Origin of the sequence: Streptomyces sp. NPDC048197, assembly GCF_043202395.1 — a bacterium.
In the GTDB taxonomy this organism is placed as follows: Bacteria; Actinomycetota; Actinomycetes; order Streptomycetales; family Streptomycetaceae; genus Streptomyces; species Streptomyces siderophoricus.
In genome coordinates this window covers 136,718-155,384 of the sequence record NZ_JBIDAJ010000016.1, presented here as the reverse complement: position 1 = coordinate 155,384, position 18,667 = coordinate 136,718, and the positions used below count along the sequence as shown (strand labels likewise).

The following is an 18,667-nucleotide window of genomic DNA, read 5'->3' as shown; positions in this document are numbered from 1 at the left end:
CCCACGCCGCCCATGGGTTCCTCCGCCCTCACTCTGGGCGGCCCGCAGGGAACCCACCATCGCTGCCGGGCCGAACGGGGGAGTCCGTGCCCGCCGTGGCGGGGGGCCGTAAGACGCCTAGGGCGCTTCTGACGGATCTCCGCGGCGCCCTAGCTGCGCTGGCGGACCCGGCGGGCGGTGGGGCCCGGGCCGGGGGCAGGGGTGCCCAGGGGGCCGGTGGCCAGGTGGGTCAGGTGGCGGAGGAACGTCTCCCGGTCCTCGTCCGGCAGTGCCGCGAGAGCCTGTTCGTGCACCGCGTCCACGATCCGCTGGCTGCGCTCGGCGGTGCGTGCGCCCTCCTCCGTGACGGCGATGATCCGGGCCCGCCGGTCGGTGCTGGAGGGGCGGCGCTCGGCGAGCCCGGCCTTCTCCAGGGCATCGACGGTCACCACCATCGTGGTCTTGTCCATGTCGCCGATCTCGGCGAGCTGGATCTGGGTGCGTTCCTCCTCCAGCGCGTGCACCAGGACGCAGTGCATGCGCGCGGTGAGCCCGATCTCGGCGAGCGCCGCCGCCATCTGGGTGCGCAGCACATGTCCGGTGTGGTCCAGCAGGTAGGAGAGGTCCGGCTGGGTGCGGGTCGGGGGCGGCGACATGGCGGTCATGGCTCCAGCGTAAGCCACGATCGGTCCGAGAAATATAGTCTGCAACGGAACTATCTGCTACGGTCCTTCTATCTTCGTCGCCGGCCGGCACCCGTCCGCTCACGCCGTCCGGCGCGCCACCCGTACGTACTGCGACAGGAGGGCCACCGTGCCCACGTCCCGTTCCGTGCCCACGTCCCGTTCCGTGCCCATGTCCCGCTCCGCGCCCGTGGCCCGTTCCGTGCCCATGTCCCGTCCCACGCCCCCGAGTTCACCGCGTCGGGGCCTCGCCCTCGGTGTGATCGCCGCCAGCACGCTGATGATCGTGCTGGACGGCTCGATCGTCACCGTGGCCATGCCGGCCATTCAGCACGACCTCGGGTTCAGCTCCGAGGGTCTGAGCTGGGTCGTCAACGCCTATCTCGTCGCGTTCGGCAGCCTGCTGCTCCTCGCCGGGCGGCTCGGCGACCTCCTCGGGCGCAAGCGGATGTTCGTCGCCGGCACCGCCGTCTTCACCGCCTCCTCGCTTCTGGCGGGTCTCGCCTCCGGGCCCGCCGTACTGCTCGCCGCCCGCTTCCTGCAGGGCGTCGGCAGCGCCATGACGGCGGCCGTCGGCCTCGGCATCCTCGCCGCCCTCTACCCCGAGGGACGCGAACGGGCCCGCGCCCTCGCGGTGTTCAGCTTCACCGGTGCCGCCGGCGCCTCGATCGGCCAGGTGCTCGGCGGCCTGCTGACCGACGCACTGGACTGGCACGGGATCTTCCTGATCAACCTGCCCATCGGGGCCGCCGTCCTCGCCCTGGCCCGCCCCGCACTGCCCGCCGGCCGGGGACTCGGCCTGCGGGCCGGGGCCGACGCCTGGGGCGCGCTCCTGATCACCGCCGGTCTCATGGCGGCGCTCTACGGCATCGTCAACACCGCGACGTACGGCTGGACTTCACCGCGCGCGCTGGTTCCGGCGACCGTCGGTACGGCGCTGGTCGTCGCCTTCTTCCTGCGCCAGGCCCGGGCCCGCACCCCGCTGCTGCCGCTGCGCATGCTGCGCTCGCGCGCCGTGGTCACCGCCAACCTCGTCCAAATGCTCATGATCGCCGCCCTGTTCGCCTTCCAGGTGCTGGTGGCGCTCTACCTGCAGGGCGTACTCCGCTACGACGCCGCCCGCACCGGACTGGCGATGCTCCCCGCAGCCCTGGCCATCGGCGCCACCTCGCTGGGCGTCTCGGCCCGGCTGGTCGCCCGCTACGGGGAGCGCGCCGTACTGCGTACCGCCCTCGTCCCGCTGGTCGGCGCCCTCGCCCTGCTCACCCGGCTGCCCGTGCACGCCGCCTACGTCACCGATCTGCTGCCGGTGATGCTGCTCGTGGCCGGCTTCGGCCTGGCCCTGCCCGCGCTCACCGCACTCGGCATGTCCGGCGTCGACAGCCAGGACGCCGGCCTGGCCTCGGGCCTGTTCAACACCACCCAGCAGCTCGGTTCGGCGCTCGGCGTCGCGGCGCTGTCCACCCTGGCGGCCGGCCGCACCGACACCCTCACCGGGCAGGGCAGCCCCCGCGCCGAAGCCCTCACCGCCGGCTACCACGTGGCCTTCGCCGCCGGCGCGGGACTGCTCGCCCTGGCACTGCTGGCCGCCACGGTCCTGCTACGGCGGCCCCGTGTGCCGGAGGTGACCGCGGCGCTGAACGTGCCCGCGGTGCCGGACGTGCCTGCGGTGCCGGACGTGCCCGCGGTGCCGGACGTTCCCGCGGTGCCGTCCGCCTGACCCGACCCCCCCACGTCCAAACCCCACCCACCGAAACGGAGCACCTCATGCCCGGCCCCGCCCCGCGCGTCCTCACCGAGACCGAACTCGACGGAATCCTTCAGGAGCAGCAGTTCGGCGTGCTCGCCAGCGTCCGCAAGACCGGCCACCCGCACCTCGCCACCGTCCTGTACCGCTGGGACCCGGCGGAGCGGATCGTACGGATCTCCAGCACCCAGGACCGCCTCAAGCCCCGCCACCTGCGCGCCGACCCGCACGCCGCCCTGCACGTCAGCCGCGATGTGTGGGCCTACGCGGTCGCCGAGGGCGAGGTCGAGGTCTCGGCCCCCACCACCGTCCCCGGTGACGCGGTCGGCCGCGAACTGCTCGTCATGGCGGCCGCGGGCGGGGCCCCGCTGGACGAGGACGCCTTCCTGGCGGAGGCCGTAGCCGAACGGCGCGTCGTCCTCCGCCTCAAGGTCTCCCGCCTCTACGGCACGGCACTGGACGTCACCGAAGGCTCCGAGTGACCGGAAGGTTCCGAGTGACCGAAGGCTCCGCGTGACCGAAGGCTGAAGGCTCCCCGGGACGGGGGATCTCCCGCGGGGGAGTGGCGAGCGCGCACCCGTCAGGCACCTGGCCAGGCACCTGGTCAGGCCCCCCGTCAGGCCCCGTCAGACCGCCGTCACCGCCCCCGTGTGCGCCAGGATCGCCTCCGCCAGCGGCCCCTGTACGGCCGGTGGCAGCGCGTGCCCCATCCCCGGGATCTCGACGACATGCGCGCCGCCGATGCACTGCGCGAGGTGCTGCGGATGCGGCGGCGGGAAGACCGGCTCGGCGGGCGCCGCGATCACCAGCGTGGGCACCTCGTTCCGCGCCAGCTCCTCCGTACGCAGCATCCCGCCGTCGTCCGCCCGTCCGTGCGCGGTACCCACCCGGTGGTGCCCGGTGTGCTCGATGACCCGCCGCTCCAGAGCCTCGTAGTAAGCGGCGTCGAACGGCAGTTGACCACCGGCGAGTACCCGCCAGTGTTCGAGCCGCCGCGCCACCTCCGCCTCCGGGCCGTGGTCCTCGACCGGGCGGGCCCACAGCTCCAGGACCTCGGGTCTGATGCCGGGGAGTTCACCGACCGGGACGACGGAGCCGTCCGGTGCGGTGTAGGGGGTGGTGCTGAGGGCCATGGTGCCGATGAGAGTGGCGCCGATCCATCGGTCGGGGTGGTCGGCGAGCACCATCTGGGCCAGCATGCCGCCCAATGACATGCCGACGAGATGCGCACGCTCGATGCCCAGCCCGTCCAGGACGGCGATCACGTCGTCCGCGAGATCGGCGATCCGGTACGGACGGATGGGGGCACCTCCCGCCCGAAGGGTGGGGGAGAAGCACCAGGTGGAGCGACCGGTGTCCCGGTGGTCGTAGCGGATCACCCGGTGGTGTTCGGCCAGCGCGTCGACCAGCTCGTCCGGCCAGCCGACGCCGGTCGCCTGGGCCCCCATGACGAGCAGCAGCGGGGGCGCGTCGGCGGCGCCGCGCTGCTCGGTCCACAGCCGGATGCCGGGGGCGACGTCGAGGAACTGCTGCACGGTGATGTCCTCCAGGAACGGCGGGGTGAAGGGGTAGTCCTTCAGTCCGGTCAGTAAAACAATCATCGGAACGAGACGTATCGTCTCGTCAGTCACCTGTAGCTGTCAACTCACCGGCAGCCGGCACCTCACACGCACAGCCTTCAACTCGCCTGCAACTGCCAACAAAACAAGGAGGAAAAAGTGCTGTCAGTGCTGCTCCGCGGATGGCGGGAAGCCGTCGGAAAGCCGGGCGCGGAAGGCGAAGATCGTAAACTTACTTTGCGGTAAAGGGGCGGGGCGGAGGGATATTCAGGGTGGGAGCTGTGAAGAGCAAGCGGGTGCCGAGGGCCGTCCGGGAACAGCAGATGCTCGATGCCGCGGTGCGGACCTTCGCCCGGCGTGGCTACCGAGCGGCGTCGATGGACGAGATCGCCGAGGTGGCCGGGGTCTCGAAACCGCTGGTCTACCTCTATCTGAACTCGAAGGAAGAACTGTTCAGCGCGGTGATCCGGCGCGAGGCGGCGGCGCTGGTGACGGCCGTGACCGCGGCCGTGGAACCCCGGGCGGCGGCCGACCGCCAGCTGTGCAGCGGCCTGCGCGGTTTCTTCGCGCACACCGCCGAGCACCCGGACGGCTGGGCCGTGCTCCACCAGCAGGCCCGGACGCATGGCGAGCCGTTCGCACGCGAGGTCGCCGCCATGCGCGCGGAGATCGTCTCCTTCGTCACGGATCTGATCGGCGTCGCCGCGAAGGAGGCGGGCTGCGCCGGTGAACTGGCCGAACGCGAGGTGGCCGGGCTCGCCCATGCCCTGGTCGGCGCGGCCGAGTCGCTCGCGGAATGGGCCAACCTCCGTACCGACGAAGGCCCTTCGGGGGAATGCGTGCATCCGACGGCGAAGGACGCCGCGGCCACGATGATGAACTTCGCCTGGGCCGGCCTGGGCCGGATGATGGCGGGTGAGCGCTGGGCGCCGGCCGATCTGGCCTAGCCGGCCGACCTGGCCTGACCGGCCGACCTGGGCTGACCGGCCCTGCCCGGACCACGAGTCCTACCCCTACCCCTACCCGGACCCCGAGCCCCACCCCTGCCCAGGTCCCTGCCCGTCCCCTACCCGGGGACCCCGACTCCTCCTGCTGCCGCGGCTGTTGGTCCCGCCCCGCAGCGGACAAAGATCCCGCTGTCCGAGCATTGGCCGGCCCGAAGTCCTCGCGTAAATTTACCTCGCAGTAAGGTTACTGCCGGGTCAGGAGATGGGGATACGGGGCCCAACTCCGCGATGGCACCCGGCAGTTGGCCCGTGCGGGCGCGAGACCAGGCGTCCGGCACGGTCCCGACCACGCTGCAGCACTCCACCGGAGAAACAGCACTCCACCGGAGAAACGAGGAGCCGCTCGTGTCCCACCAGGGAAGTGCCCCTGTCCCCACCCCCGCCCGCACCCTCGCCCCCACCCTCGTCGAGCCCCACAAGGCGACCCGGCCCGACGGCACCGTCCGCGAGGTCTACGTCCCCCCGCTCGTCCCGCCCGTGACCCACGGTTCCCTCGGCGACCTCCCCTTCGCCAACGCCGCCGAGGCCCCCACCGACATCGTCCTGGCCCGCAAACAGCCCAGCGGCGCCTGGCGCGACATCACCGCCGCCGAATTCGCCGCCGAGGTCCGCGCCGTCGCCAAGGGCCTGATCGCCCACGGCCTGGGCCCCGGCGACCGGCTCGCCATCATGGCCCGCACCACCTACGAGTGGACCCTCCTCGACTTCGCCGCCTGGGCCGCCGGCCTGGTCACCGTCCCCCTCTACCCGACCTCCTCCGCCCACCAGGCGGAAGGGATCCTGAACGACTCCGGCGCCCGCGCCTGCGTCGTCGAGGACGTCGACGAAACCCGCCTGATCAGCGGCATCCGCGGCCGGCTGCCCGCCCTCGAACACCTCTGGCAGTTCAACACCGGCGCCGTCCCCCAACTCGTCGCCGCCGGCCGCGACCTCCCCGACGAGGCCGTCGACGTCCGCCGCGCCACCACCGGCCCGCACGCCCTCGCCACCCTCATCTACACCTCCGGCACCACCGGCCGCCCCAAGGGCTGCGCCCTCACCCACGGCAACTTCTTCGCCGAGGTCGACAACGCCGTCGAACTCCTCCACCCGGTCTTCCGGTCCGTCAGCCAGGAACCCGCCGCCACCCTCCTCTTCCTCCCCCTCTCCCACGTCTTCGGCCGGATGGTCGCGGTCGGCTGCCTCCGCGCCCGGGTCCGCCTCGGCCACGCCCCCAGCATCCAGACCGACGACCTGCTCGCCGACCTCGCCGGCTTCCGCCCGACCTTCCTCCTCGCCATCCCCTACGTCCTGGAAAAGGTCTTCAACACCGGCCGCGCCACCGCCGAGAAGATGGGCCGCGCCGCCTCCTTCGACCGCGCCGCCCGCATCGCCCGCGCCTACGGCGAAGCCGTCGAGGCCGAGGAACGCTCGGCTTCCGAAGGCCGGTCAAAGAGCCGAGGCGGAGCGAGGCGGAGCGGCAAGGGCCCAGGCCCCGGCGTCGCCCTCAAGGCCGCCCGCAAGCTCTACGACCCCCTCGTCTACCGCCGCATCCGCGCCGCCCTCGGCGGCAAGGTCCGCCACGTGATCTGCGGCGGCTCACCCCTCGGCCACCGCCTCGCCGCCTTCTACTCCGGCGCCGGCATCGAGATCTTCGAGGGCTACGGCCTGACCGAGACCACCGCCGCCGCCACCGTCACCCCGCCCCTGCGCCCCCGCATCGGCACCGTCGGCTGGCCGCTCCCCGGCACCGCCGTCCGGATCGCCGACGACGGCGAGATCCTCCTCCACGGCGGCCACGTCTTCGCCGGCTACTGGGACGCCGCCCTCGGCGCCGCCCGTCCCGCCACCGACGCCGACGGCTGGCTGCCCACCGGCGACCTGGGCGCCCTCGACGCGGACGGCTACCTCACCATCACCGGCCGCAAGAAGGAGATCATCGTGACCACGGGCGGCAAGAACGTCGCCCCCGCCCCCCTGGAGGACCGCCTCCGGTCCCACCCCCTCATAGGCCAGTGCATGGTCATCGGCGACAACCGCCCCTACATCACCGCCCTGCTCACCCTCGAACCGGACGGCCTCGCCCACTGGCGCCAGATGCACAAGAAGACGGACGTCCCGCTGGCGGACCTCGTCCGCGACCCGCGGCTCCTCGCCGACCTCCAGCGCGCCGTCGACGACGCCAACGCGCTCGTCTCCCGCGCCGAGTCCATCCGCCGCTTCGCGGTCCTCCCCGCGGAATTCAGCGACCGGACCGGACATCTCACCCCCTCCCTGAAGCTGCGGCGGGCCGCCGTGGCACGAGATTTCGCCAAAGACATAGAAGCCCTTTACGAAAGGACGTGACCCCCCTCTGGAGCCAGGGCCGTCCGCGCGTCAAACTGGAACCCCGTGTCACCTCTGTGGGGGAGGTGGCACGGGGCCTTGGCGCTGCCTTTGCGCTGCTTTTGTGCTGCCCGGAGCCGGCGGGGCGCGATCCGGGCCCGCGGCTACGTCGGCTTTCCGCCGACCTCGCACCACACGGTCTTCCGGCCCGCGCCCTGCCGTACGCCCCACCGCACCGCGACCGCGTCCAGCAGCGCCAGCCCGCGCCCGGCCTCCGCGTCCTCCGCCGCCCGGACCAGCACCGGCAGCGCCCGCGGATCCGGATCGGTCACCTCTCACGCACAGCTGCACCTCCGCACACGGCCCGCCCAGATGCGCCCGCACCGCCCGGCGCGGCCCCGGCACCTCCTTCGGTACACGGCGGTCAGATCCGCAACGTTTTGCCCTCGCGGAGCGCGGTGACGCGGCGACGCGTCAAGTGGGGCACGTCGCTCACCGCCTGGCGGAACGCCCGGTGTTTGGCCTCGCGTGCCAGCCAGTCCTCAAGGGTCTGCCAGGCCGCCGCGTAACCCGTGGCCAGCCGTTGGACCGCCCGCGCGTCCAGGTGGGTCACGCCATCCGCGGCGGCATCCCTCAACACCCGCTGGCCCTTGTGGCAATTCACGTAGGGCCGTCGGGAAGTGCCCCGCGAACGAGCGAGCAGCCAGCGCCTTTCCAAGTCGCGCTGGAGAGCGGTCAGCCTCTCCTCGACCTTGCGGGAATCGGAGTGGCCGTTCTGGGCGGCCGTTTCCTCCGGGACCAGCGGCGGCGGGAAGCCCAGCGTGGACGTGGCCGCGGGCTGGCAGTTCGCCTGCAGGTAACGGATGAAACTCACCCGGTCCTGCCATCTGCGTCTGCTGTTCGGATCGGCGATCTCCCGTACCGATTTCCAGATGCTGCGCTCGGTCCGAAGCCATTCCGTCACACGCTGAATATCCGTGTCGCCCTGATCGTGGCGCCGGCTCCAGACCTCCTGCATGAGCTTGGAGATCTCTTCGAGAAGCCGGTAGTCGTACGCCCGCAGTTGCGCTTCGGTACGGCTGCTGGGCGCGCTCTGCTCGAACGTCTCCGCGCTCGGGTACATCGTCCGCACGAAGTTGGTGAAGAGCGGGTTCCCGGGGTTCTCCGGGTCCCGTAGCAGCGCCAGGTCCGGGTCCTCCTCGACCAGCCAGGACCGCTCGACGGTGGTGGCCTCCTTCCGCGTGGCCTGTACCGCATGGTCGAGGCGGGCGAGGGCGCGCCCGACGAGCTTGCCCTGGTCGGCCGTGTCCCACTGGCCCGCGTTCATGGCCACGGCATAGACGCATGCGGCGTTGTAGTGCGTGTGCCAGTCGCGACGCGTCCAGAGAAGCGCGGAGAGACCGAGCCGCCAACGGAGGGACCAGATCTTCAGCTGGTCCCAGTCGAGCCGGCTGACCGGGAGGCGCCAGGTGTAGGGCCACCGCCACTTGTACGTGGGCGTGGTCCGGGGGCCCTGCCCGGTGGAGGCGTCGTACGCGCTGGTCGCCCAGGTGAGCCGCAGCGGCGCCCACACCCTGCGGTTGATGTGGAACGCGCCTCGGGTGACGGGGGAGGGGGCCCCGCGCACGCTCTGGTAGTAGGCGACCGGCCAGAAGAACCGGGCCCAACTCCACAACCGGGCGGGCCAGTACAGCCAGATGCGGGCCCAGGCGTCATCCGCGGCGAGGCGGGCTGTCTCCTGCACCGCGACGCGCTGCATCACGACCCGGATTTCCGCCGGATCCTTTCTCCACAACGTCTTTTCGAGCGAATACCGGCCCACCTCTGCCCGCTCCTTCCGCCGTTTCCGGCGCAGCGGAATGCGCGGGGCCACCCCGAGGGCCGCCGGCCAGTAGCGGTCCACGAACAACGGAATCAGGTTCTCGCAGGTCTGCCAGCCGTGAGTGCCCGCTCCCTCGGCCCATTGCCGGGCGGTCGTCTCGGCCGTACCCAGAATGACCGAATTGCGGTACCGGAGCCCGATCAGATCGCGGTAAAGGCGGGGGTGCAGGAAATAGCGCAGCCGCCGGGGGTGGGGATTCCAGTGGCTGAGCCACAGCCGTTTGCGATAGCCCCGCGCGCTCTGCCCGTCGAGGGTGAGCGCCCGCTGGCAGGTGTCCAGCGCATCGATGTGCAGCCCCATCTTCTCCTGCGTCTCGGCGAGTTCCGCCCGCAGATAGGGGTTGGTCGGGTCGAGGCGTACGGCGCGGAAGTACTGCTCCAGCGCCTCGTGGTGGCGTCCCGCGCGGCTCAGCGCGTTCGCCTCCTGGTACGCCTCGTACAGCTCGTAGGCGATCTCCTGGCCCCACCAACGGCGCCAGGGTGGCAGCCGGCCCGCGCGGGTGACCGGCAGCAGGGTGCTGACAGTCCAGCTGCCGGCCTTGCGGATCACGTCGTCCCAGTCGCTGCCCCAGACGTCCTTCGACCGCGAGCCGCCGAACAGGAACGCGGTGACGGTGACCGTCATGCCGTACGGGTCCGGTGTGCCGTCCCGGTACTGGAGGACGCCGCTGACGCGGTAGGCCAGCTTCGGGCGCAGCCGGCCGAGCAGCTTCGGCAGCGCGGTCCCCAGCTTGTCCGGGTCGATCTCGATGTCGCCGAGCAGTTCCAGGAAGGATTCGGCGGGGGCCTGGGCGGGGAGCGTGGCCGGTGGGTACATGCTGCTGTCGGAGAGGCGGCGGCGCAGCCGGGCGGTGAGGTCTGCATCGCTCGGCTTCGGCGTCTCCTCAGGGGTGGCGTCCTCCAGCTGCTGGACGTCCACGGCGCCGGGCTTGTACGCCAGCCATGCGCGCGTCGCCCGCCACAGGAAATACAGCAGCACCAGCAGGATCAGCAGAAACGCCAGCCGCGAACCGATCGAGGCACCGCCGGGTTTCGTCGGTTTGAAGACCGCACCGAGGCCGCCGAAGACCTGGCCCGTGAAACCGACCAGCCCCCCGCCTCCCCAGGCCGGGCGGCCGTCTCCCGCCTGCCACAGGGCGGCGATCAGGCCGGCGAAGCCGAGGGCGCTCCACCACCACCAGGCCACGTATCTCGGCGCCGGCAGCGGTGCCGAGAGGCTGCGTTCGGAATCTGCTCGGCTGTTGAACATGGCGACGGCCACGGGTCGTGCGTACGTGTCAGGCTCAGGTCATGCCTTACGGTCCACGCTACCCGCGGGGCAGGTGGTAGACAGGGCAACCAATGGGCACGGGCACCTGGGGGAGCTGCCTGCCGGGGCGACCCCCTGGGCGACCGCCGCATGGCCCCCGGCCGCTCACTGCGGCGGCAGCGCCACCGCCGTCTGCATCTCGCAGGAGTTGCACCAGAACGCCCAGCCGTTCGCGTCCACGGCCCGCGAACCGCACGCCAGACACGGATCGCCCACGAAACTCGCGGCGACCCAGCCCCCGGCCGTCGCCGCCCGCCGGCCGGCCGCGGCGCACTCGTCGGCGTAACACGGGATGCACACCCCGCCCTGGCGCCCGGGCAGCTTCATCGACCGTATGCCGCAGTGGCAGCACGGCAGCCTGCCGACGTACTGCGCGTCCAGCCCGACCGGCTTCCCGTTCCTGCCGAAGGCCGCTGATGATCCTGCTGGCATGACGTCGCCTTCGTCTCCTCTACGCAAGGACGGTGCTACGCAAGGACGGTGCCGGTGCCGCCGCACCCGGAGCACTGCGTGGTGACCTTGTCGCCGGCCGGTGTTTCCCAGTCCACGGTTCCTCTGCCGCAGCAGTCGGGGCAGGGCTTCTGCGGAGGCAACTGCTCGCTCATTCTGCCCACGGTAGAGCGCGTCATGTTGTCATGTGACCACTTTCCGTGATCACTTTGGCGTGCATTTATCGCACATTTGTTTGCCACGGGTCGGCTGCCCTGGGTGGTACGCCGATGCCCGCGTCGCCTGGCGCGCCAGGGCCATCAGGCGTAATGCCCGCGCCGGGAAGAGTTCATCAACATGCCATGAGGTGACTGCCGGAAAGGCGCCGCAGGTGGCCGCATTCGGACGCGGGGCCACATTCCTGCGTGCGGTCGGCCGCATTCAGAGGTAGGGCCGCATTCAGGCGGGCGGCCGCATTCGGGCGCGTGAGGAGATTCCGGCGTGCGGCGGGATTCCGGCGTGCGGCGGGATTCCGGCGTGCGGCGGGATTCCGGCGTGCGGCGGCATTCGGAGGTGACATGTATGCGCCACGAACGCCCGGCGCACAACGTGCGGGAAAAGGTGGTGCATAAGGCAGGAGCCCCGCTCGCCACCGAAGTGGCGGAGCAGGGCTCCTTGGGTACTACGTTGAAGCGACCTGGAGGAATTCCGGGCCGGGCAACTTAGACCGGCGTGACGTTCTCCGCCTGCGGACCCTTCGGGCCCTGCGTGACGTCGAAGTTCACCTGCTGGTTCTCCTCCAGGGAGCGGAAGCCAGAGGCGTTGATCGCCGAGTAGTGGACGAAGACATCCGGGCCGCCGCCGTCCTGGGCGATGAAGCCGAAGCCCTTTTCAGCGTTGAACCACTTGACGGTTCCGGTAGCCATAAGCCCTCCTTGGGCCAAAGGGTTGCCCTGCTCCAGAACCTGCAAAGAAGTCTGAAACTACAAGAGCCCGCGGGTCACATGCTCCGCAGGCTCTGTACTGCAAGGGAAACCAAACTGCAACTTGCGCTGAGCGTAGCATGGTGGACTCGTGAGGCGGAAGAGCCAAAGATCACGTTTAACCGTCAGCACTAACGTCCATACGCCGCCCCCGGCGCCCCGGTGCACAACCACCGGGTCTAGCCTCCGCATGTGGACAATTCAACCTTCGAAGACGCACCCGCAGGAGCCGACGCCGACCACCGTCGCAGCCGGCCGCGGGTGGGCCACATCCAGTTCCTGAACTGCCTGCCCCTCTACTGGGGCCTCGCCCGCACCGGCACCCTCCTCGATCTGGACCTCAGCAAGGACACGCCGGAGAAGCTCAGCGAGCAGCTGATCCGCGGCGAACTCGACATCGCCCCCGTCACCCTCGTCGAATTCCTCCGCGCCGCCGACGACCTCGTCGCCTTCCCCGACCTCGCGGTCGGCTGCGACGGCCCGGTGATGTCCTGCGTGATCGTCACGCAGAAGCCGCTGGAGCAGCTGGACGGCGCCCGGATCGCCCTCGGCTCCACCTCGCGGACCTCCGTACGCCTCGCGCAGCTGCTGCTCGCCGAGAAGATCGGCGTACGGCCCGAGTACTACACCTGCCCGCCGGACCTCGGCCTGATGATGCAGGAGGCCGACGCCGCCGTACTGATCGGCGACGCCGCACTGCGCGCCAACCTGCACGACGGCCCGCGGCTCGGCCTGGAGGTCCACGACCTCGGCCAGATGTGGAAGGACTGGACGGGCCTGCCGTTCGTCTTCGCCGTATGGGCGACGCGGCGCGACTACCTGGAGCGCGAACCGCTCGTGGTGCAGAAGGTGCACGAGGCCTTCCTCGCCTCCCGCGACCTGTCCCTGGAAGAGGTCGGCAAGGTCGCCGAGCAGGCCGCCCGCTGGGAGACCTTCGACGAGCCCGTACTGGAGCGCTACTTCACCACCCTCGACTTCCGCTTCGGCCCCGACCAGCTGCGCGGCGTCACGGAATTCGCCCGGCGGGTCGGCCCGACGACCGGATTCCCGGCGGACGTGAAGGTGGAACTCCTGGGTGCGGGTGGTTAACCGCTGAACCGAGGCCGCCGTCCCGGGCCCATGCCCTCCACCTCGGTGCCCAGTGCCCGGGCCCCGGTGCCCGTGCCCTCCGCCTCAGGTGATCCGTGCTCCGGCGCCCTGGGCACCGCGCCCCCTGCTTCATGTCCATGCCCCGGGGCTTCGTGCTCCGTGCCCCACCGGCCCGCCGCCCCGGGGTCCTAAGCTGGGGCCGCCGTATCGAGGGGGAGGCGGGGCCATGGAGCCGCTGTCAGGGGACGATCCGCGGGTCCTGGGCGGGTACCGGCTGCTCGGCCGGCTCGGCGCGGGCGGTATGGGGCGGGTCTATCTGGGCCGCAGCGCCGGCGGACGCACGGTCGCCGTGAAGGTCGTGCACGCCCACTACGCCGTCGACGACCAGTTCCGGGCCCGCTTCCGGCGGGAGATCGAGTCGGCGCGGCGGGTCGGCGGCGCCTGGACCGCGCCCGTACTGGACGCCGACCCCGACGCCGCCGTCCCCTGGGTCGCCACCGGCTACGTCGCCGGGCCGTCGCTCACCCAGGCCGTCACCGAGTACGGACCGCTGGCCGAACGCTCCGTACGGGTGCTGGGCGCCGGACTGGCCGAGGCCCTGGCCGCCGTCCACGCGCTCGGCCTCGTCCACCGGGACGTCAAACCGTCCAACGTGCTGCTGACGCTGGACGGCCCGGTACTGATCGACTTCGGCATCGCGCGGGCCACGGAGAGCACCGCCTCCCTCACCACCACCGGGGTCTCGGTGGGATCACCCGGCTACATGGCGCCGGAACAGATCCTCGGGAAGGACGTGGCGGGCGCCGCCGACGTCTTCTCGCTGGGCACGGTCCTCGCGTACGCGGCGACCGGCACCAGCCCCTTCCCCGGCGACTCCTCGGCCAGCCTGCTCTACAAGGTCGTCCACGAGGAGCCCGAACTCGGCCCCCAACTGGAGGGAGACTTGCGGGAGTTGGTCACCCGCTGCCTCTCCAAGAACCCGGCGGACCGCCCCGCCCCGGCCGACCTCGCGGCCCGCCTCACGGGCGAGGGCGCCGGCGCGGCGGACCTCGTACGAGCCGGCTGGCTGCCCGGCCCCCTGGTCGAACGGGTCAGCCGCCGAGCCGTGGAACTGCTGAACCTCGACCTGAACTTTGATGCGGGGGACGGTGGCGCCGGAGCCGCCGGGGCGGCCGGGGCGGGGGCGTCTGTGTCCGGAGGGGCCGGGCCGGGGGCGTCCGGGTCTGGGGAAGCCGGGTCCGGACTGGTGCCGTTCGACCTGTTGGCGCAGGGACCGGGAGCCGGCTACCCCGGCGGGACTCACCTCCCGACTGCCCCCGACCTCGCCGGCCTACCGACCGACACGGGCCACGGGACGGGCGGCGGCACGGGCGGTGGAACGGGCCACAGCAGGAGCAGTGGCGCGGGCAGTGGCACGGGCGGTCCCCTCCCGGGGCAGCCCGCTCCGCAGCCCCTTGCGCCACCCGTTGCACAGTCCGCTCCGAAGGGGCGGAGGGTCGCCCTCACCGGGGCGGTCGGCGGCAAGGACCCGGACCGTCCGCGCCGGGTGAGCTGCACGCTCGTGCTCTCGGTGGCCGGTGCGGTAGCCGCCGCGACGACCGCGGCCTTCGTCTTCACCCTGCTGCCCAAGACGGGCGGTGACGCCGCCGGCGGCGGCGACCAGGCCGGCGCCAAGCCGCCGGCGACCGGCCACACACCGTCCGGCCACACACCGTCCGGCCACCCCACCGACCCCGGTGGCTACGACGGCGCGCTCGCCGTCGCCAAGCCGTTCCTCGGTACGTGGACGGGCAGCATCACCACGTCGCACGGCATCCCCAACGGCACCATGACCAGCACCATCACCGCCGGCGGCAAGGGCGACTACGTCATCCACACCACCTACGACGCCGTCCTGGTGCGCTGCGAGGCCAAGGCAAAACTGGAATCCGCGACCGACCGGCGCCTGGTCCTCCTGGAGCGCCCCGACGGCAAACAGGGACCAGGCTGCACCGGCAACAAGTCCCGGGTGACGTACACGCTCGCCAAGGACGGCACCACGATCGCGTTCACCTCGGACGACCCGGGGGGCGGCGCACCGAAGGCCACACTGACGAAGAAGTGAGTGACGGGCTCGGCCGCCGCTGACGAAGAGGTGAGCGGGGACGGGCTCGGCCGCCGCTGACGAAGAAGTGAGTGACGGGCTCGGCCGCCGCTGACGAAGAGGTGAGCGGGGACGGGCTCGGCCGCCACTGGCGAAGAGAACAAGTTGCTCAGTGCCAGCCCGGCGGACAGGTCAGTCGTCAGCTCGTGACCAGGTCAGTCGTCAGGGGCTGCCAAGGGGCTGTCGGTGGGCTGACGTACGCTGGGTCCGTCGTGATGCCCGCCTGCGAAAGGGAAGCCCCGGTGACCGAGAACGCCGACCTCCAGTCCGTACTCGACCGCGCCGCGCAGGGCGGCCGCATCACGCCGGAGGAAGCGCTCGACCTGTACCGCTCCGCGCCGCTGCACGCGCTGGGCCGGGCCGCCGACGCCGTGCGCCGCCGCCGCTACGCCGGCACCGAGCACATCGCGACGTACATCATCGAACGCAACATCAACTACACCAACGTGTGCGTGACGGCCTGCAAGTTCTGCGCCTTCTACGCCGCGCCCAAGGACACCGCCAAGGGGTGGACGCGGGACCTGGACGACATCCTGCGGCGCTGCGCGGAGACCGTCGAGCTGGGCGGCACCCAGATCATGTTCCAGGGCGGCCACCACCCCGACTACGGCGTCGAGTACTACGAGAAGCACTTCTCGGCCATCAAGAAGGAATTCCCGCAGCTGGTCATCCACTCCCTCGGCGCCTCCGAGGTCGAGCACATGGCCCGCATCTCCGGGGTGTCGATCGAGGAGGCGATCCAGCGGATCCACGCCGCCGGCCTCGACTCCTTCGCCGGTGCCGGTGCCGAACTGCTCCCCGCCCGTCCCCGCAAGGCCATCGCGCCGCTGAAGGAGTCCGGCGAGCGCTGGCTGGAAATCATGGAGGCGGCCCACAACCTGGGCGTCGAATCGACCTCCACGATGCTCATGGGCACCGGCGAGACCAACGCCGAGCGGATCGAGCACCTCCGGATGATCCGCGACGTCCAGGACCGTACGGGCGGCTTCCGCGCCTTCATCCCGTACACCTACCAGCCCGAGAACAACCACCTGAAGGGCCAGACGCAGGCCACGATCTTCGAGTACCTGCGGATGATCGCGCTCGCCCGGATCTTCTTCGACAACGTCGCCCACATCCAGGGCTCCTGGCTGACCACCGGCAAGGAGGTCGGCCAGCTGTCGCTCCACTACGGCGCGGACGACCTGGGCTCCATCATGCTGGAGGAGAACGTCGTCTCCTCGGCCGGTGCGAAGCACCGCTCCAACCGCATGGAGATCATCGACCTGATCCGCAAGGCGGGCCGGGTCCCGGCGCAGCGCGCGACGACCTACGAGCACCTGGTCGTCCACGACGACCCCGCCAACGACCCGATCGACGAACGCGTCGTCTCCCACCTCTCCTCGACGGCCATCGAGGGCGGCACCGCCCACCCCGAACTGAAGCTCATCGAAGCCAAGTAGGCCCCCATGCTGACACTTCACCGAGCCCGGCGAGGTGTCCACCTCACCGACACCAGCGACCCTGCCCTCACCGGCGACAGCGGTGCGACGATCGGTGAGGGCGGTGTGCCCGCCGGCCAACGGGGTGCGGTCGGCGAGGTCAGCGGCGCGATCGTCGACGACAGCGGCCTGACCACCGGTCAAAGTGATGTGCCCGCTGGTGATGCGCCCACGGGTGATGTGCTCATTGGTGATGCGCCCACTGGTGATGTGCTCATTGGCGACAGCGGCGTGGTCGTCGACGGATCCCACATCGCCGCCATCGGCCCGTACGACGAACTCGCCACGACCTACGGCGACCGCGCCCGCCTCCGCGAGTGGGACGGCACCCTCACCCCCGGCCGCTACGAACCCCACGGTGCCGCACTGCTGGAGGCGGCCTACCACCCGGACCCGCGCGAGGCCGACGAACTCGGCACCGAGCCCCTCACGGGCGAGGCGCTCGCGGCTCTCCACATGACCGAGGCCCGCTGGGGCGCCAGCGCCCGCCGCGGCCTGCAACGCCTCCTGGCCACCGGCACAACGGCCCTGACCGGCCCCTTCACCCGCCCCACGGTCCGCACCGCCGTCCAACGCTCCGGCCTCGTAGAACTCCCCAGCCCCAGCCCCAGCCCCCGAACCCTCCACGTGGGCGGCCCCGCCACCTTCGCCATCTTCGCCCCGGACGGCACCACCTTGGCCACCGTCCTCACCGGCCGCCTACTCCACCGCCGCCACTAGCCAACTCTTCTCACTCTGTGTAACGATACCGGGAACGAATAACTCTCAGTAATCGTTGCCTGAACAAGGAAGGAGGCAAGCGGCAAGGCACCCAGGCCCAGGCGTCCCGGCCCCCAAGCGTCCCGGCCCACGAATCAACCGCGCAGCCCATCAATCAACCGCGCAGCCCGCTGATGCGCAGCCGCCTCGCAGCCCGCCCACGCGCAGCCGCCTCGCAGTCCACTGACGCGCAGCCCCTCGGCGAACCTCGCGGAACCTCGCGGAACCTCGCGGAACCTCGCGGAACCTCGCGGAACCTCGCGGAACCTCGCGGAACCTCGCGGAACCTCGCGGAACCTCGGGGACGGTGACCCAAGCGAAGCGGCAGCCAACAAGGGACCCACGGCTGGACGAGGCGCCGCGGCCCCAAGGAGCTTCAGCGGCTGGAGGGGGCGCCGAGGGCTCAGCCGAAGAACTCCCCCCGGCGCCGCAGAACCCACGCCCCGGCGCCGGAAAACTCCACCACCCGGCTAGGGGCTGGGGAGGGGCGGCCGATGGGTGGGGCCTCCCGGGGCCAAGGGCGTGCCCCGGGCGGGGTGTGGGCGGGGCACGGTGGAGAATGGCCGGGTGACCCGAGCATCCCTGGACAAGCAGCCGCACGAAGTCGCCGCGATGTTCGACGACGTGGCGGCGCGGTACGACCTCACCAACGACGTGCTCTCCCTGGGGCAGGCGCGGCTGTGGCGCAAGGAAGTGGAACGCGCGGTCGCCGCGCGGCCGGCCGAGCGGGTGCTCGACCTCGCGGCCGGGACCGGCACGTCCTCGCTGCCGTTCGCCCGGACCGGTGCGTTCGTCGTGCCGTGTGACTTCTCCGTGGGCATGCTGACCGAGGGCAAGAAGCGGCACCCGTGGTTGCCGTTCACCGCGGGGGACGGCACTCGGCTGCCGTTCGCGGACGGGGTGTTCGACGCGGTCACCATCTCCTTCGGCCTGCGCAACATCCAGGACACCGACGCGGCGCTGGCGGAGCTGTACCGGGTCACCAAGCCCGGTGGGCGGGTCGTCATCTGCGAGTTCAGCGAGCCGACCTGGGCGCCTTTCCGGACCGTGTACACCGAGTACCTGATGCGGGCGCTGCCGCCGGTTGCGCGGGCGGTCAGCAGCAACCCGGACGCGTACGTCTACCTGGCCGAGTCCATCCGTACCTGGCCCAACCAGCCCGAGCTCGCCGCGCGGCTGCAGGGTGCTGGGTGGGCGAAGGTGGCGTGGCGGAACCTGACCGGCGGGATCGTGGCGATGCACCGGGGCACCAAGCCGGCGTAGGCGTCGAGTCGGTCTAGGGGCCGAGCGGGCCTGGGCGTCGAGCTGGCCTGG

At 71.5% G+C, this 18,667-nt stretch carries 17 protein-coding genes; 9 read left to right on the top strand and 8 right to left on the bottom strand.

What is annotated here, in order from left to right:
- Positions 1 to 149 precede the first annotated feature (149 nt).
- Both ACGF4C_RS22120 and ACGF4C_RS22115 read right to left on the bottom strand, forming a co-directional pair.
- Positions 150 to 644 carry a MarR family winged helix-turn-helix transcriptional regulator gene (locus tag ACGF4C_RS22120; RefSeq protein ID WP_393568468.1) on the bottom strand — a complete coding sequence of 165 codons (495 nt, stop codon included), beginning with the start codon at positions 642 to 644 and terminating at the stop codon, positions 150 to 152.
- A 99-nt stretch (positions 645 to 743) separates the two neighbouring features.
- On the bottom strand, positions 744 to 884 hold the full coding sequence (locus ACGF4C_RS22115; protein ID WP_393568526.1) for a hypothetical protein: 141 nt from the start codon (positions 882 to 884) through the stop codon (positions 744 to 746).
- On the opposite strand from ACGF4C_RS22115, the gene ACGF4C_RS22110 reads away from it, so the two are divergent.
- Entirely contained in the window at positions 835 to 2,382 is a 1,548-nt protein-coding gene (locus ACGF4C_RS22110; RefSeq protein ID WP_393568466.1) for an MFS transporter, read from the top strand. The genes ACGF4C_RS22115 and ACGF4C_RS22110 overlap by 50 nt on opposite strands.
- Positions 2,383 to 2,429: 47 nt before the next feature.
- A complete protein-coding gene (locus tag ACGF4C_RS22105) occupies positions 2,430 to 2,891 on the top strand; it encodes a TIGR03618 family F420-dependent PPOX class oxidoreductase (RefSeq protein WP_393568465.1) in 462 nt (153 codons plus the stop codon).
- Positions 2,892 to 3,035: 144 nt separating this feature from the next.
- Here ACGF4C_RS22105 and ACGF4C_RS22100 read toward each other — a convergent pair whose 3' ends face one another.
- Positions 3,036 to 3,944 carry an alpha/beta fold hydrolase gene (locus ACGF4C_RS22100; RefSeq protein ID WP_393568523.1) on the bottom strand — a complete coding sequence of 303 codons (909 nt, stop codon included), beginning with the start codon at positions 3,942 to 3,944 and terminating at the stop codon, positions 3,036 to 3,038.
- A 296-nt stretch (positions 3,945 to 4,240) separates the two neighbouring features.
- Here ACGF4C_RS22100 and ACGF4C_RS22095 point away from each other — a divergent pair, with 296 nt between their 5' ends.
- Together ACGF4C_RS22095 and ACGF4C_RS22090 are read left to right on the top strand one after the other, a co-directional pair.
- Entirely contained in the window at positions 4,241 to 4,915 is a 675-nt protein-coding gene (locus ACGF4C_RS22095; protein WP_393568463.1) for a TetR/AcrR family transcriptional regulator, read from the top strand.
- A gap of 405 nt (positions 4,916 to 5,320) precedes the next feature.
- Entirely contained in the window at positions 5,321 to 7,300 is a 1,980-nt protein-coding gene (locus ACGF4C_RS22090) for an AMP-dependent synthetase/ligase (RefSeq protein ID WP_393568461.1), read from the top strand.
- A gap of 143 nt (positions 7,301 to 7,443) precedes the next feature.
- Here ACGF4C_RS22090 and ACGF4C_RS22085 read toward each other — a convergent pair whose 3' ends face one another.
- The 5 genes from ACGF4C_RS22085 to ACGF4C_RS22065 form a co-directional block, all read right to left on the bottom strand.
- Positions 7,444 to 7,611: a hypothetical protein gene (locus ACGF4C_RS22085; RefSeq protein WP_393568459.1), complete on the bottom strand. Its 168-nt coding sequence runs from the start codon at positions 7,609 to 7,611 to the stop codon at positions 7,444 to 7,446.
- A 92-nt stretch (positions 7,612 to 7,703) separates the two neighbouring features.
- Positions 7,704 to 10,421: a tetratricopeptide repeat protein gene (locus ACGF4C_RS22080; RefSeq protein ID WP_393568457.1), complete on the bottom strand. Its 2,718-nt coding sequence runs from the start codon at positions 10,419 to 10,421 to the stop codon at positions 7,704 to 7,706.
- Between the two features lie 153 nt (positions 10,422 to 10,574).
- Complete coding sequence (locus ACGF4C_RS22075) at positions 10,575 to 10,901, bottom strand: hypothetical protein (RefSeq protein ID WP_201810546.1); 327 nt, start codon at positions 10,899 to 10,901, stop codon at positions 10,575 to 10,577.
- A 35-nt stretch (positions 10,902 to 10,936) separates the two neighbouring features.
- Positions 10,937 to 11,074 carry a hypothetical protein gene (locus ACGF4C_RS22070; RefSeq protein ID WP_158745259.1) on the bottom strand — a complete coding sequence of 46 codons (138 nt, stop codon included), beginning with the start codon at positions 11,072 to 11,074 and terminating at the stop codon, positions 10,937 to 10,939.
- 546 nt (positions 11,075 to 11,620) lie between these two features.
- Positions 11,621 to 11,824: a cold-shock protein gene (locus ACGF4C_RS22065; protein WP_003984261.1), complete on the bottom strand. Its 204-nt coding sequence runs from the start codon at positions 11,822 to 11,824 to the stop codon at positions 11,621 to 11,623.
- Positions 11,825 to 12,073: 249 nt separating this feature from the next.
- Between ACGF4C_RS22065 and ACGF4C_RS22060 the strand changes: the two genes are divergently transcribed.
- The 5 genes from ACGF4C_RS22060 (at position 12,074) to ACGF4C_RS22040 (ending at position 18,616) form a co-directional block, all read left to right on the top strand.
- A complete protein-coding gene (locus tag ACGF4C_RS22060; protein ID WP_201810543.1) occupies positions 12,074 to 12,970 on the top strand; it encodes a menaquinone biosynthetic enzyme MqnA/MqnD family protein in 897 nt (298 codons plus the stop codon).
- A gap of 226 nt (positions 12,971 to 13,196) precedes the next feature.
- On the top strand, positions 13,197 to 15,074 hold the full coding sequence (locus tag ACGF4C_RS22055; RefSeq protein WP_393568455.1) for a serine/threonine-protein kinase: 1,878 nt from the start codon (positions 13,197 to 13,199) through the stop codon (positions 15,072 to 15,074).
- Positions 15,075 to 15,355: 281 nt separating this feature from the next.
- Complete coding sequence (gene mqnC / locus ACGF4C_RS22050) at positions 15,356 to 16,555, top strand: cyclic dehypoxanthinyl futalosine synthase (protein WP_393568453.1); 1,200 nt, start codon at positions 15,356 to 15,358, stop codon at positions 16,553 to 16,555.
- 219 nt (positions 16,556 to 16,774) lie between these two features.
- Positions 16,775 to 17,314 (top strand): hypothetical protein, encoded by a 540-nt coding sequence (locus tag ACGF4C_RS22045; protein ID WP_393568522.1) that lies wholly within the window; start codon positions 16,775 to 16,777, stop codon positions 17,312 to 17,314.
- Between the two features lie 606 nt (positions 17,315 to 17,920).
- Positions 17,921 to 18,616 carry a demethylmenaquinone methyltransferase gene (locus tag ACGF4C_RS22040; protein WP_393568451.1) on the top strand — a complete coding sequence of 232 codons (696 nt, stop codon included), beginning with the start codon at positions 17,921 to 17,923 and terminating at the stop codon, positions 18,614 to 18,616.
- Positions 18,617 to 18,667 lie beyond the last annotated feature (51 nt).